Raw genomic sequence first — 16773 nt, forward strand, 5'->3', positions numbered from 1 at the left:
CGCAGCTCGAGAATACAGTTATCAGACAAAGAGAAAGAAAAATAAAGTGTTTCATATTACAGGGCTTGAGTTATTCATGAACCGACCTTCAATTCATTAGCAGCAGAAACTTCTACCACTACTTTCGCGGCTAATTGTTTCGCCAGATCCACAATGTAGTTTTCAAAATAATCACGGTTACGGAAACCCTCGTCGCTCAATTCCCAACCGGCAATGGCATAATAGCTGACATGGGCATCATCGGAGATGTCTAGTTTGGCCATATAACTATCCACCAATGGACCTATTTTCGGAGCTTCCGTGTATCCGTTGTAACAGTCATACGGCAGGATAAGAGCCAATCCCAACCACCACTCCTGACCGTAGGACTGTCGATCGTGTGTATACAAGACCACCCATTGGTTATCGATGATGATTTCTTTGGGTGGCTGGCTCGAAAAAATATTGACCAAGCCCACAAGTAAGGTATCTCCCTCTTGCACCCCTTGGGCACGAACCGTATTCTGATAGCCGTACATCCCTGCCCAGATAACAGGCTGCTCCGTTAAGCTATAATAACGACCTCCTGCTTTCCAATTCCGGTACTGAAGATCCATTGAAGATCGCAAAGGTCCTTTCTCTACAACCCTAAAAATCGTTGTGTCCACGTTGTTAACGGCATCCAATGCGGTTACCCCGACACGGTACATAGCATCTCCATTGGCCAACGCAATCCCACCAATTCCCACAGAGTTCCCTACAGGCATGATATCCCTTCCCCAATCCAACATCACATGGTAGTTGTCTTCCACAGCCCCCTGCGCATTGATGCCAACATCGGAGGGGCTCATATAAGAAACCTTTTTACCAAAAACGTCCTTCGAATTACGACCGTCCAAGTAATGCCGAAACCCCACTTTGTCGTTTTCCCAAGAAGGCCCATCCGTTTGGTATGGTTGGTAACCTATGCTAAGTGGCAATTGATCAGCGTAAAGTGTGTCTCCCAATCTCGGTTGTACGGGGTTGCCCAGTCCGTCTCGCTTACCAAACCGAACCGCCGTTTTCTGTTCATACGCTATGCTGTCATCGGTATGTTGCGCTGTCAAGACCACTTCGCCCAACGCGGGAATATCGATCAGGAAAAACAGTTCATCCCACTCACCGTCTCCGGTGGTATCATTTACTTGGGAGGGAATGGTATCGCCCTTTGCATCAAGCAAGAGTGGGTAAAATTTCTTATCGTTCGTCAAATCCGACCGTTTGACGACAATGGCCTTCTGCCGTAAATCAACAGAATCAGTATTCTTCAGCGTAATTATCTTTATTTCTTCGCGTTGGCTACATGATGATAATGCGAAAAGGGCTGTACATCCTAAAAAGAATAAATATTTCATCATCTTATCGATTAGTCAAGTCTTTTACTATATGTTCGTTCCAACCAACTTTTTGGTACAGGAATAATACAGATATTCATCGTACGGTCATCTTCCGAGAGCATGGCGGATTGAATCTGGATACGCGTGCCATCTGGACTGAATGTGGGGTGTGGGTGGTCTGCTGCGGTAGTTTTATGCCCCGAAGACAACAGCACCATCTCGTGGGTATGACGGTCAATCAGATAGATATCTCGTGCAAAGTCATCCCCAACCAGCCAGCGGCCATCACCCGAACCAGCTACGTGCCAAAAACCACTGCCACGATGGGTCTGCCCTTCAATACGCATTTCCCGTGTTCGGAGGTTTACAACGGCAAAACCCGTAGGCTTCTCCCGTGTACCGGAAGGACCCCAAGCTGTTTCCTGTCCCGGATTAGCACCACCAACGTTTGTGCCCGGAGACGTCTGACCCTTCACAACCCCAGGAATAGGGCGATGCCCCATAATCGCAACACCGACTTCATCCGTCGTCAGAAATGCTTCATGGGTGACCCATTCGTATTCGGACTCGGGATAGAGCGGTCGCAGTCCGGTACCATCCGCCATAACCGTCCATGTACGCTGAGGCGACTTGCCCCCGGTTTCCCAGCAAAAGACAATTTCACCCTTTTTCCAAGGGTTTGTCTGTATATGTCCCACCTGAAAAGGAACAGAGATCACATGGGCGACTTCACCAGTCTTAATATTCATCTTTGCGATACCTGATGGACCGGCTCCCATATTGCGGGGACCAAACGCTTCTTCAATTTTTGTACCCTCGGGCAGGTGTTTAGCCGCTTCGTCCTTACCAACACGGAAAAACACCCATTCTTCGCTATCGCCGTCCAATGCCATATCGCCACCGGCACCGATTTCAGGAGACGTGGTCCCGCAAACCCTTTGGTAGACCGATGCCGACTGCAAATTTCCCGTCTCAATATCAGCAAACAGCTTTGCCAGATCCACTTCGATAACTTCCATTGATCCATCTGCACTCCTTCCCATAGGTTTGCGCATGAAATAGAGGTGCATGGAGTTTCTCGCGATATTTAACATACCGGTGTACCCTCCTTCAGTAACTTGCACCATTTCTCCGCTTTCTTCATGAGCGGCAATTGCTTCGCCAGGTTCACGGTCTGAACGAAAGATCAACCACTTTCCATCCGACGTCCATTGGTTGTGTGTCTGGTATATTTTTGAATCCCCAACCGGTGTGCTGGTTAAAAATACCAGATCAATACCGGTAACCGGATCATTGACAACCTTTCGCTCGGAAGGAAAACGTTTACCAATCTGTGCTGTGGCAGACCAAGAACACAACAAGACCATACCAAACATCATCAATTTCAAATAAATCGTATACATAAGCTTAATAACTGTCTTTTTTTCTTACAAAATGTACAAGCAAAGTGAAGAGTTGCCCATGATAAAGTTGAAAGATCTCTTCAAAAGCGACCTCATCGCCTTGGCGAAGACGATCGATTAATATTGGATTAACTACACTTCTAGTCATGAGAAAGGTTTATAATGTTTATTTATAACATAGTTGCCAATTGCAATTTAGGGAATACCTTTCGTAACACTATCATGCTGTATCCTGTGTACAGATGGCTATAATGAAAGAGAGCTGCAAATCAAGCAGCTCTCTAACATATACATATAATAAAAACTAATATCCGTTATTTTGCTCATAAAGTCCGGGCGCATTACTCATTTCCGACTGCGGAACGGGATATAGGATATAATCCGTTTTGAAATCTTCCATTTGCCCTCCGGTATCCTCCTCCTCGATCCAAGTTTTCATCGTGGTTTCCGCCGTTCCTGACCGAATAAGATCAAACCAACGCAATCCCTCGCCCACGAATTCACGACGACGTTCCTCCAGAAGCTGTGCCTTCGTTACATCGGTGAGGGTTGTGGTCAAGCCGGCACGCTCACGAACTGCGTTCACGACTGCATCTACATCAGTTATTGTAGAGCCCGGTGCTCCATTCAATACACATTCTGCTTTTAACATCAACAGGTCTGTGTAACGGAATACGATATAATTAATCGGCCAGTCAAACCGGCTCGTGGTGGGCACCTTGGTGATATCTACATATTTTCTGATAAAGGAACGGTTTTCGACGACAGCTCCATACGTATACCCCTCCTGTATACTAAAGGCTCTACGAACATCATTTTCGTCATATTTACTTAATAAATCCAAAGAAACCGGCCGTATCATAAGGCCTCCCTGTACCCCAAAACCTAAAGATTGGAACCAAGTATCGGGTACCAATACCCAAGGGAAGGTTGCACCAACGACAGGGTTGGATCCGCTGGAATATTCAATATTAAATACGACCTCTTTATTACGTTCATTACCGTAATTGAATATCTCTTGATAGGTCGGTAAAAACTGAAACTCATTACTGGTTATAATATCGTTAAATTCATTCACAGCCTCGCTCCATTCGTTTGTATTCAGTCCGGCTCCATCAATACCATAATTAGGCCCCGAACGTGTCATATACACCAGTCCAAGCAACATCTTGGCGGCGTACTTGTTCGCACGCCCTTTATCTGCAGTAGCATACGTACTCGGTGCAGGCAGATAGTCAATCGCCAAGTTAACATCTTCGATGATTAAATTATAGATATCGCTGACCTCACTGCGAGGAATAGTCTTCGCTTCATTCGCGGAGACTACGCGGTCAATTAAGGGGACTCGCCCAAAATAACGAAGCAAATCAAAATAATAAAATGCCCGGAGAAAACGTACTTCTCCTTCCATACGCCGACGTACAGCCTCATCTAAAATGACGGATTCGCCTTTTTCCGCTAATTGCTCCAAATAGTTATTAGCCCTAAAAATACCGGTAAAATTGGCCTCCCAAGCTTCCTCCACATAAGGATTGCTCGAAATGGTACGATGAAAACTGTTAATGCCCTCCCAATCGCGCACCCCTCCATCCGAAATTGCATGCAGATTGTCCGATCTCGTCTCGGATAGATTCATGAGTCGGTCCGGATAGCTTCTTGCCGAACTATAGACCGCATTTAGTCCTTGGTTAAAATCATCCACCGTTTGAAAATAAGTTTCAGACGACGCCTCTGAGATCGGCTGCTGTGCTAAATCCATATCACAGGACGTTAACAACCCTAAACTCATTACAAAATATAATATCTTTTTCATCGTTTTAGAAAGTCAAGTTAACACCAAATGTAATTGTTTTCGGCAGTGCCAGTCCGCCGTAATCGCCAGCTTCGGGATACCGATCGCTACCACTCAGATTCGTATTAGCCGATTCGGGGTTAAGTCCACCATCGTATTTATCGTTACCCCAAAAGTTTTCCAAGGTCAAATATACCCGTCCGGAATTTAACCAGGATTGCCCTGCTAAGCGCAGTTCTCGGAAATTGTATCCGAACGTCACGTTGCGCAAACGCCAATAGTCTGAAGAATACAGCCAATCGGTATTTTTGATACGCCCGAAAGTAGAGTAAGCCTTTCCGACCCGTCCCTCACCAGGGTCTTCGGCCGAATACCACCTATCTCTATAGAAACCGAGCGCATTGTCCGTCGCTCCTTGGCCTGTACGCCCTAAAGCCCGACCCAATAGCGAGTAGAGGTGTCCGCCGTTCTGCCCTTGAAACATAAAGCTTAAGTCAAAATTCTTGTATCGAAAGTCATTGGTGATCCCCCAAACATAATCTGGATTCGGATGCCCTACAATCACCCGATCATCTGCATCAATCACTTTATCGCCATTGGCATCTACATAACGTGGATCACCAGCAACCTGGCTACCGTATAAAGCCACTCCATTATCAATATCCTGTTGCGTCAGGATACCATCTTGCTGTACGACATAAATACTATACATCGGTTGCCCTACCCGCAGGATGCTATGTTCAATATCAAAAGAAGAAGGAATCAGGATTTCCTGTTGATCGCCTATTAACTGCGTCACTTTATTGGTATTATGGCTCAGATTAAAGGAGGTCGACCAAGTAAAATTATCCCGTTGTATATTACGCGAAGTGATCTCCAGATCCCAACCGCGGCTGCGCACTTCGCCAGCATTGTCCAATAAAGAACCAAATCCCGTCGACCACATCGTCGGTACATTCAGCAATAGATTGCTACTGGTTCGTTGATAAACATCAAACGATCCCGATAGCCGGGACTGGAACAAGGCAAAGTCTAATCCCACATCGAAGGTTCTGGACTTCTCCCAGGTGAGATCCGGATTGATGATATTCGATGGCGCCCAACCCGGCGCCGCGCTACCATCCCAAGAATAATTGGCTTCACCTAGAACGGCTATACTACTATAATCGCCGATGTTATTGTTTCCAGATTCACCGTAACTACCTCTGATTTTCAAGTCTTGAATAAATGTTGCCGATTGCATAAAACTTTCATCCGACAGGCGCCAACCCGCGGATATAGATGGGAACCAACCCCATTTGGTATTCATACCGAAGCGGGACGATCCATCACGACGCATGCTTGCAGAGAACAAATACTTACCGTCGAACGCATATTGCACCCGTCCGAAATAAGATAATAGCAAATTTTTCGTCGCATTCGTCGATGCTATGGTTCCCACCGCCGCGTTTAACGTCATGATATTACTGTTCCTATAACCTCCCTGCGACGTAATGGTTGACCCATCAAACCTGTCGTAGTTATAAGCATGCCCTAACAACGCCGTTAAATTATGTTTATCCCGTTCCAAATTATAGGTTAAGGTATTCTCGTTGACAAAAGTCTGTTTCCGGTATTTATTACTCGACCCGTAGGTAGCCTGATTTGGATTGGTTATCCGTTGCTGCAACGTTCCCCCAATCGTATACGGCCGGAAACTAAACGCCGTACGGTCGGTATGGTCCACGTTTACCGTGGTCTTAAAGATCAAATTATCTAAAATATTATATTGACCATACAACGTAGCCAGTATCCGAGCGGTCTTATTTTCACCCACATAATTGGTCAACTTAGCTATAGGATCATTAGTAGATGTACTCCAAGGGTATTTTTCATTTTCAAAAACATTGACGGTACCCACAGGGTTGTCCTGAACGGGTGACATCGAATAAATCTGGTGTATCATATTGTCTTTGCCTTCTACACCCGGATCGTTTGCCTCCGAATACGTCGGTGCCAGATTCATCCCGAAGGTCAGCTTCTTCGTTGGCTTCACATCGATATTGGCACGAAGCGCATAATTTTTATAATCCAATCCCTGCACAATCCCTTTCTGATCCATATAGTTACCCGACACATAATAATTCACGAACTCCGTACCACCAGAAGCACCCAACTGATAGTTTTGTACCAGTCCGTTACGATAGGCCTCATCCTGCCAATCGATAATATGCAATCCGGGGTATCCTGGCTCCAGCCAGCGTTCGTCATACATATAAGCAGTGTTATAGGTTCCCGGGGCCAAGCCTAAAATTGCCCCGCGTTCGGCTATGCTTTGTGATGCGGTGCGTCCCGCGCCGGAAGTGACCCACGCACTGTTAATCATTTCTATAGAACGATCTATCCATTCCTCTCCATTTAACATATCCAGCTTCCTATAGGGTGATGACGCCCCTAGATAGGTATTAAAAGAAATCGTCGGCTTTCCAGATTTCCCACGTTTTGTGGTAATGAGTACGACCCCATTGGCTGCTCTTGACCCATAAATGGCTGCTGCCGAAGCATCCTTTAACACTTCAATCGATTCAATATCGTTCGGATTAATGTTATCTAATGGATTACCTGACGCATAATTTCCGGATCCATTTGGTGCGGCCGTTGCCAAGGGAAAGCCATCGATAACATACAACGGCTCGCTTCCCGCTGTAATCGACCCGGATCCACGAACTTGCACACTAAGGCCTTTACCCGGCACACCGGTTGTCTGTTTTACGCGGACACCGGACATTTGCCCCACCAATGCCTGATCAACACGTACCAATGGACGCTCCTCCAAGCCTTCGGCATTAAATTTAGAAACAGGGGCAATAACATCCGAACGCCTTTGCGTCCCATAACCAATAACAACGACTTCGTCCAATACTTCATCACTCGCTTGCAGGGTTACCGTAAGTGGCTGTAAGTTCTTCACGACAATACGCTGACTTCTGTATTCCACCGACGTGAAGACCAATGTTTCGCCGATATTAATCGACACGCTAAATTCGCCTCCCGTTCCGGTCGATGTCGACCGCTGATTGTCTCCCAACACTTGCACAGAAACCCCAACTAATGGTTGTTCCGTGGCGTCCACAACCTTACCCGTTAATAGTTCTTGTGCTACGGCCTGATGAGCAGCTCCAAGAAAGAGGGCAAGTAGACTGTAAAAAAAGATTTTTCCTCTCATAGATTTATCAACTCGTTATAAAGATTTATACTAGCTCAAAAGCAAGGTAGAAAGTTTGCGTAACAAAACTGTTATGCACTCTCATGGTCATTATAAAAGAGGCCATTTCCTTTTCGAAAATGGCCTCTTTTATAGAAAATAGACAGGAAAGTATTAATAGCTGAATAAACGCACTGGTCCTTTTAGACCGCTATCCATTAGTTTCCATTGACTTGCATCGAAATCGTTATAATCAATATTCACAAAGTTGATTTCATGATAATTACGCCAGGAAACTTTTCGTTTATCGAGATCCCGAACGCGATTGGCCATCAAATTCGCCACTTCAATACGAATATCATTCTTACCATTTTGTAACAGTTTTCCAATCTCCAGCGTAAACGGATGAGCCCATACGATACCGGCGTCTTTTCCATTTACCCATACCTGTGCACTTTCACCCACTGTCCCCAAATGCAATTGATATCCTTTGTCCGACTTATTTTCGATGGTGAACGAGGTTTCATAAGCAGCCATGCCAGAAAACTTATCAGCAACCGCATCTCCCCAAGTTGTCCAATAGCTTAGCGTGTTCAATGTTCGTGCTTTTGGTAATTGTGGTCCGCCGTGCAAGAAGCTTACCTTCCACGGATGAACGAACACCTTTTCCTCCTGCGGCTGATTGATATAGTGATAGTCCGGATCTACCTTATCCGTATTGGACGCGTACACCACCCAAGCATAACCAGCAGGAATCTGCAAACGAATATCGCTCTTTTCTATCGGAAGATTAAATATATCGCCAGTCTGCGGATCCAATAACGTATAATGCGCTGCTTCGCTATTTAACCGAACAAACTGATCTATTGTTTTATCGGTATGATTTACCAAGTAATAATATGTTCCTTTTTCCGTCACCCGTCTATTGAATTTCAGCCCTGTACGTGCTAATCGTTCTGCATATAATTGCTCTGTTTCCAACGCAGAATACACATCATTCGTCAGGTAGACTTTTCCCTTACCATAGGCTGTATATTGGTTTTCTTCATCCCCATCAAAGTGGAGTGTTGCCAATAAGTCGTTCAGTTTTTTGCGACGCGATTCCAGATTCGCTAAACCGCTAACATCTTTAGGCAACGTTTCAAAAATAAGTGTCGCGCCATTCCTTGCCAACGTCAATAGATTAGCGAGGGTTTCCTCCGAAAAATATTGTGTAGAGGGAATATAGATAACTTTATAGGGTCGCGCATTTTCCGCCGTTACGACAAGCTTATCGTGAACGGTTGATTTCGCAAGAATAGCGTCTGTCACAAAATCAAAACTATATCCTAAGCGCTGCAAAGACATGCTTTGTTTGTAGAATTCCGTGGGGTGTAACCAGTCATCAACATGATGTACACTCAACGTCTTAAACGGAGCCTTTGTATCATGCCAGACATCATATATTGGCCAATAAATCAAGAGTTCATTATCTGCCTGTGTCGTCTGTAAGATGGATTGTACACGGGTAATGTAATTGTTTAATCCAGGCAGGTGTGGCCAAAAAGAATTGTTGGTCGTAAAATTAACCGATGCATAAAACAACCAACCCGGATAAGGTACATCTTCGGGAGAATAGGTCGTACCATGATAAAAAACATGATTTACACCTGCTAAAAACAATTGCTCTACCTCTGGCTTTGCCTGTGCGAGGGATGTTTTAAAATGTTCGGTAAGCCAGGTAAACGTTTCAGAAGATGTATATTTTTTACCTGTGGTGTGCGTTGCAGAGGAAGCGAACTTAAACATCATCGGATCAGGATCAACGTTCCGAACATCGGTGCTATCCCGTCTCAGATCCGGAATAGCAAAAAAACTTGATCCAAAAGTCTCACATTCAGCAATATCAGTACTGGCATACAGATCGATCAAATTTCCTGGCGATCCATGTGCTTGGTTTTTCGATAGCGCTCCGTGTTGATTAGAAAACGAGGTAAAAGGGATCAAAAAGTTATCCCGAAGAATAGCATTCACTACTTCCCGGTAATCTGATTTCACACGTTTTTCCCGCTCCTTATCATTTCCCTTCCCAGCAAAATCTAATAAATATGCCTGTAATTTATACTCTTTTCTTTTTTCAAATTCTTCCAAAAATTGGTCTGTCCAATTGGCGCCATATACTTCATAACTGTCGTTAAAAAAAGCACGAAGCTGTAAATCCTTTCCTTGAAAGGCTTTCTGAAAATGGTTAAAGTAGCGTTGTACAGGATCTTTACCCAAATGATCAAGTGTGAAGCCTTCGCCTCCGGGTGCTGCACGTTTTACTTTTTGGCGGGTCCGACCTGAGAAAAGGGCGATCACACGGACATTTTCGGGCGCAGTCCAGCTTCCCGACTGATTATGCATATAGCTGTCCAGATTAATCTCCTCTCCATTGGATTTATAGGCGCGAAGAGCTTGTAGCTTACTGAAGCTTTGCTTCGTATCGCTTACCCCTAATGGAAATGATATTGGCTGTCCCATCTTCAACTCGATCTCATCCAAAAACAATTTGGTCGCCGCATGTTGTTCGTCGATTTGGGGTCCACCAAATGGCCAGCCTGTCCCTAAATTAATGTCGACACCCATTTGGTGAGACTTTGCCTGATCTATTGTAAATGCTAACATATCCAGCCATTTATCCGACAAAAAGGGGATATACCGGTCCTCATATCCTTTAGCCCCATAAATCGGCGTCACCTCTACTCCTCCGAAACCTGCTTCATCTAGTAGCTTTATCTCTCTGGACAGATTGGGCTTATCCACAGCGGAACCGAGCCACCACCAACGTGTCCACGGCTTCATTTCCTTCGTTACGCTAGGCCACAAATCTTGTGCCCATCCCACGGAGGTGGCCATACCATAACATAGCAATATCGTTATAAATCTTTTCTTCATTGTCGTTTAATCTAAATGGAATACGTTTGTTAAAGGTGTAGAAACCGGAGAAAAGTCAGGATTCGTTACCATAATATCAGCCATATATTTCCACCAGCGCTGGACAACTTCCGTATTTCCCAGTTCTTGGGACGAGTTACCGGTTAAACGTTGCACCGCAAAAAGTGTATACGTTTCCTCATCCAGAAAAATCGTGTAATCCGCAATACCATTATCTTTTAATAAAGCGACCAATTCTGGCCAAATAGCTGCATGTCTCTTCTCATATTCTTCCTTCATTCCCGGTTTCAATTGCATCTTAAACGCTACTTTCATCAGTTTATTTTTTTGTGGATATCTATTTCAATAATACTCAATCGCCCTTTTGCGCCGATATCATCCCGCGCCACACCATCATCCAATTTCTTACCCCCAATTTCGGCATGTTGATTTTCCGCAGCAACAACCGAACTCCCCTTCAACTGAATTTTCACCCGACGTCCTTCCGTACGGGGGATTTCTAATGTATAATATCCTAATGTTGTTTTTGTATTTCCATCAAATACCAGCTTGTCATCGACAAAAACCTGCAACGGATAGCTTCTAGATCTAAAGTTATTCAATTTTAGATCAATCTCGTCAATAGCCGATTTCTTTGCCAAGGTATATTCTATCCAGGCGTTTTGAAGAGATCCATCGTTTACCCAGTCCGTCAGCTCATTATCATCATAGGAGGAGGCTGCCATTTCTTGATTTGCACCTGCCTGAACTTTCTGTATCCGCAAGGTTATACGTTGTTGCTTTAATGGTTCCTCTTGCAAACCTTCCCCTCTATCTAAATTCAAGGGCAATCCTATTCCGGAATTTTTCACAAAAAGCCCATTTTTATCCAAGATAGGAGAAACTTCCCATATAAGGCTATCGGCGATAAGACCATTTGCCTGTGCGTGGATTTTCACTTCTCCGGCTTCACCAAATCGGGTACGCAGCATAACCCTGTTTACGCCGGCTTCTACTGGCAACGATTCGGAAAGGATGTAATTGTTAGGTCCCTGCGCAATACCTCCTCGCCAATTCATAGGGCCATCCCAACGAAAATCAATCATATTGGTCGCTGTAGGGCAACGTCTACCCTCTTTATCCAGCACTTCTACGTCAACCAAAACCATATCATTGCCATCGGCATACAAACCGTTATCGCCGTGCTTATAGTTTAGTTTTACACGATAAGGCTCGCCTGCCGTTTGTATCAGCTGCTCATTCAATACATTATTATTTTCGTCATAAGAACGGGCTTTCAGTTCACCGGGCGCAAAAGCTATTTGCGGAAAAGTAAACAGAAACTGGTAGGAACGTTCGCCAAACCCTTGGCTCTGTCCGTTCACAAAGAGCTCTACTTTTTCGCCCGCACTAACAACGTGTATATCCTTTTTCGTATCTGTTGGATAATTCCAGTGACCAATGATATGGAGACCTTTCGGATCGGGATCTACCCAGCCGTTCCACATCACCTGGTGGGCATAATACGCATCTTTAGGAATCCGCATCGCATCGACTTCTCCGCTTCGACGATAGTTCTCTTTACCTCTATAATGGGTATTAGAGTCGGAGAAAATAATATTTACGCCCCCCGAACTCACGCGTTTCCCGGTTCCCGGGCGTACTTTCCAGTATTCCCACCACCGTCGAATGGTTTCCATGGCATGCTGATCCTGGTTCCTGTTGTAATCGCTGGCATCGTTACCTTTATACAAGGGGCCTTCTCCCTCCTTATGAAACGGATAGGTATATTCATCCCAGTATTTACGCAAACCTTCATCGCGCATGTATTCGGTAGCGATCATCGGATGTTTAGCACTTTTATTGATATAGAGCATCTCCCCGCCGTACTCAGCTAGCTTGCTATCCAGCATTTCACGGGAGCCTATGGCCCGCCCGCCATGCAGATCATATTGATCGCGAATGGTAATCATCTCGGCCATGTGCTCTTCTGATATAGACTCATTGCCACTCTCCCAAAACAGAACACTTGGACTGTTGCGATAATAAATAATTGCATCCCGCATCAGTTCTGTACGCTGTTCCCATCGACGCCCCTCCACATCCCTTTCCGCATCTCCGGCAGGCAGCATTTGCATCAGTCCGACCCGGTCGCAAGATTCTACGTCTTGACGCCAAGGTGCTACGTGCATCCAACGAACTAGATTCGCATTACTTTCCACCATCAACTTGTTGCTATAGTCACTCACCCATGGAGCAACGGAGAGCCCTACTGCAGGCCATTCATTGCTCGTCCGTTGGGCATATCCCTTCATCATCAATACCTGATCGTTGAGATAAACCATACCGTCCCGAAATGCAGTTTTCCGGAATCCTGTACGCGTATCAACCGCATCGATCGTTTCTCCACCAACGACCAATTTAGACGTTACCGTATATAGATAACCATATCCCCAGTTCCAAAAATGCACATTGTCCATTTTTGACTGTACCTGGATTATCCCGGTCGCTCCTGCTTCCAGTGAAAAAGGATTTTCAAATGTTTTCACCAACACCCCTTCAGCATCTCGTACTTCCACCAAAAACTGACCATTATATGTATTAGCTGTTTCGTTTTTCACTTCAGACTCCACATGCAGATCCAATTGCTTTCCGGGAATATCTATGTTTTTTGCATAAACATATACACCCGTAGTTCCTAAATTGGAATATAAAGGCAAGGTTTGATACATTCCACCGGTAAAATGAATCCATACGTTTTTGGGAATACCGCCGTAATTCGCATTAAAATTCTTATCGTTCCATTGGAAAATGCTATTGGTTGCATTTTCCCTATACCGCCAATCGTTATCCGTTCGAATAGCTAGGACATTTTCACCTTTTTTTAATACCTCTTTCGAGATATCTAACCCTGCTGCCATGACACCGTTTTCGTGGCGGCCTATCCACGTATCATTGAGATAAAATTCTGCGCCGAAACGCAGGCCTTCAAATTCTAAAAACACCTTTTCTTGCGGCACGTCATCCGGCAATGTAAATGTTTTACGGTACCAAACCACCGCTGTGCTATGTTCGTGTATAGGTTTTGCGAAAGCTTCGTCCTCATTCCAGGCATGGGGCAGCGTAACCTCTTTCCATTCCTTATCGTCAAATGCAGCTTGTTTGGCTTCCGGTATGTCACCAATATGTAGCTTCCATGCGGCATTAAAACTATAGGTCTGTCTCGATTGGGCAAAAACTGCGGTACAGCATAGCACGACGCATATCGTACTCCAAAACTTCATCATATGTATAAAGGTTTATTCTTTTTATTATTATTTATTCGTTTCCAAAAAACGGTATATCTCTGTTCCAGCCAACAAAAAACAGCCCAATCCGTAATCTTCAAAATCGGGCACACTCGCGTAGCTCACCGGCTGACCGTCTTTGGGTTCTTTTCCTGTTCCTTGCAGGTAACCTAAAAAACCCGAAGGATGTACGGCTTCGTTTACCATGGCCTTCCATGCTTTCTCCATAGCAGGTCGGTAGATTTCCTCATCCAGTAATCCTTGATTTATTCCCCAAGCCATACCGTACACAAAAAGAGCCGTGCCACTGGTCTCTCGACCGCCGAAATTAGTGGGATCATGCATACTAACATTCCAGAAGCCATCTTCCCGTTGCGTAGCCAGCACCCCCTGCATAAGATCCTTGAAGTCCTGTACATATTCTGCACGATGTTGTTGATTTTCCGGAAGGAGATCAAGTACCCGAACTAATGCAGCCACGACCCAACCGTTTCCACGCGACCAATAACAATCTTCTCCATTAGGTTCCGTATAAGGGGGAACAAAATCTTTGTCGCGCCACCATAGTTTATCTTCTCTATTATATAAACCGCCTCCTTCAACATCACGCGAATGCACATACATTTTGTACATATAATCAAAATACTGCTCGTCGTCAAACATAACACCCAATTTCGCGTATATTGGCATCGCCATCTGAATAGCGTCTATCCAGGTCCAATCATCTACTTTTCCCGATGCGATGACGAAATCGATATTCGCTTTAATATCCGCTATACGCTCTGGTTGTGGATCTATTTCGTAAAGATCCAAGTAGGTTTGACCGCAATTTTGATCATCGCCATTACGGGTTTCTATACCATTGCGCAACCCCCATGCATGATTATTACCCCAGTCGACCGCATAGTCATAATAGCGTTTATCCGGATCAATCTTATATAGCGCCATTAACCCCTCGTAATATACACCTCTCGTCCATATATTACTCGGACGCCAGCGTGTCGTATAAATAGGTTTCTTCGTATCCGGCCATTTATCCATAAAATAGTTATTGGTTCGCCGTAAAACTTCTAATACCTCATGTTTCTCGTCCTGTTTCGATGTCAATTGTTTTTTGGAAGCACAAGCACTCAAGAGAATAGTCATTACGACAAGCATACTATAGGTAATTCTTTTTCCGTTAGTCATATTATTATTGCATAAATACATGTAATTTTTTATTGATATCGTACGTTTCCCTTATTCTTATCCAGCTGCTGATAGGGTATCACACCTACACGATCCGCCCAGGTATCATAAATATCCGTTAACTCTTTTACTATTTCCGGATATTTTTCCTTAACGTCGGTAGTCTCCGTCCGATCTGCAACAAGATCATAGAGATACCAGATATTCTCCGGATATTCCGCCACTAACTTCCATTTCCCTTTCCGAACGGCTTTATTTCCTTCGTGTTCAAAACAAATCGCTCGATCTTCTTCTATTATCTCTTTGCTCCATATCGTCTGCAAAGCTTTTCCCTCCATCGGCTGAATGGCGTGTCCAGTAAATTCCGTTGGGTAAGTAGCATTTGCCCATTCCACTAAAGAAGGCATAATATCAATCAGATGCGCAGGTTCATCAATCTGCAAACCTGTTGGAATATAGTTGGGACCATAGGCAATAAAACCGGTAGCATTTCCTCCTTCAAATTCCCAATGTTTGAACTTACGAAAAGGTGTGTTACTGACTACAGCTCCTTCCCTCCCATAAGCCGTAAAAGATTTGGGATGACTCGCCGGAAAGAAATTGGCTGCTCTGATTTCTGCTGTGAATCCTTGATTGGTTATTGTTTCGTTACTTGCGCCGTTATCGGATAGGAACAGGAAAATGGTGTTCTCCAACTGACCGTTTTTACGTAGATGCTCTACTAACCTACCGACATTTTGATCGATGGCATCTACCATCGCAGCATACACGGACATACGTTCATCCCAATGTACTTTTTCTTCCCAGGAAAGATCCTTCCAATTGCCGATGTTCGTATCTAATGGGGACAACTCCGTCGACGACGGAAACAATCCTAAGGTTTGTTGCTTTTCAAATCGTAGCTGACGAACAGCCTCCCAACCATCCATATATTTCCCTTGATAGCGTGCAATGTCTTCCGGTTTGGCATGTAATGGCCAATGTGGTGCTTGATAGGCGATATAAAGGAAAAATGGATCTGTTTTTCGCTCCTGTAGGTGCTCCTCTACGAACGAAATGGCATAATCGGTATAGGCATCGGTACTATAATAGTTTTGAGACGGTGTTATTTCTTTGTTATCCAAAGCAATGGTCAGCTTTTGATTGGGCCGATAGGGTCTGTTCTCAAAATAACTATTTGCACCATCAATAAGACCATAAAACCGATCAAAACCACGCTGTAGTGGCCAGTGTTCCTGTGCCTGTCCTACATGCCACTTGCCTGTCATATACGTACCATACCCAGCACTTCCTAATACTTCTGCGAGTGTAACCGTCTCGCGGTTCAAGTATCCCTGATAGGCCGGATAAGGCCGGGTATTCATCATATCACCGATCCCTGCTTGGTGGGGATATACCCCCGTAAGCAACGATGCCCGAGATGGACAACAACGTGAAGCATTGTAAAAGTTGGTCATTTTAACGCCGCCTTGCGCCATACTATCCAGATAAGGTGTCTGTATTTCGGATCCAAAACAACCTAAATCCGAATAGCCCATATCGTCCGCCAGAATTAAGACGATATTTGGTCGCTCAGCAACTTGCTGCGCCACAACGATGTCGAATAGTGCTAAAACGCAAATCAGACTGATGCTTATTTTTTTCATTCGCTGTTTTTCGTGATTCGTAA

The 16773-nt window shown here is 44.6% G+C and carries 9 protein-coding genes; all 9 read right to left on the bottom strand.

Annotated elements, in window-relative coordinates:
- Positions 1 to 74 precede the first annotated feature (74 nt).
- Positions 75 to 1376: a DUF4861 domain-containing protein gene (locus H8B06_RS17885; RefSeq protein ID WP_223857757.1), complete on the bottom strand. Its 1302-nt coding sequence runs from the start codon at positions 1374 to 1376 to the stop codon at positions 75 to 77.
- Positions 1377 to 1384: 8 nt separating this feature from the next.
- Complete coding sequence (locus H8B06_RS17890) at positions 1385 to 2758, bottom strand: TolB-like translocation protein (protein WP_223857758.1); 1374 nt, start codon at positions 2756 to 2758, stop codon at positions 1385 to 1387.
- Positions 2759 to 3062: 304 nt separating this feature from the next.
- Positions 3063 to 4571 (bottom strand): RagB/SusD family nutrient uptake outer membrane protein, encoded by a 1509-nt coding sequence (locus H8B06_RS17895; RefSeq protein ID WP_190995571.1) that lies wholly within the window; start codon positions 4569 to 4571, stop codon positions 3063 to 3065.
- Positions 4572 to 4575: 4 nt separating this feature from the next.
- Positions 4576 to 7755 carry a SusC/RagA family TonB-linked outer membrane protein gene (locus H8B06_RS17900; RefSeq protein ID WP_190995572.1) on the bottom strand — a complete coding sequence of 1060 codons (3180 nt, stop codon included), beginning with the start codon at positions 7753 to 7755 and terminating at the stop codon, positions 4576 to 4578.
- A 153-nt stretch (positions 7756 to 7908) separates the two neighbouring features.
- Positions 7909 to 10650 (bottom strand): glycosyl hydrolase, encoded by a 2742-nt coding sequence (locus H8B06_RS17905; RefSeq protein WP_223857759.1) that lies wholly within the window; start codon positions 10648 to 10650, stop codon positions 7909 to 7911.
- A 6-nt stretch (positions 10651 to 10656) separates the two neighbouring features.
- Complete coding sequence (gene rhaM, locus H8B06_RS17910; protein ID WP_223857760.1) at positions 10657 to 10965, bottom strand: L-rhamnose mutarotase; 309 nt, start codon at positions 10963 to 10965, stop codon at positions 10657 to 10659.
- Positions 10965 to 13916, bottom strand: a complete 2952-nt coding sequence (locus tag H8B06_RS17915) for a sugar-binding domain-containing protein (RefSeq protein ID WP_190995573.1) — start codon at positions 13914 to 13916, stop codon at positions 10965 to 10967. Before H8B06_RS17915 ends, rhaM begins: the two co-directional genes overlap by 1 nt.
- A 27-nt stretch (positions 13917 to 13943) precedes the next feature.
- Positions 13944 to 15104: a glycoside hydrolase family 88/105 protein gene (locus H8B06_RS17920; RefSeq protein ID WP_223857761.1), complete on the bottom strand. Its 1161-nt coding sequence runs from the start codon at positions 15102 to 15104 to the stop codon at positions 13944 to 13946.
- 29 nt (positions 15105 to 15133) lie between these two features.
- Complete coding sequence (locus tag H8B06_RS17925; protein WP_190995574.1) at positions 15134 to 16750, bottom strand: arylsulfatase; 1617 nt, start codon at positions 16748 to 16750, stop codon at positions 15134 to 15136.
- Positions 16751 to 16773 lie beyond the last annotated feature (23 nt).

Origin of the sequence: Sphingobacterium micropteri, from assembly GCF_014692515.1 — a bacterium.
GTDB lineage: Bacteria > Bacteroidota > Bacteroidia > Sphingobacteriales > Sphingobacteriaceae > Sphingobacterium > Sphingobacterium micropteri.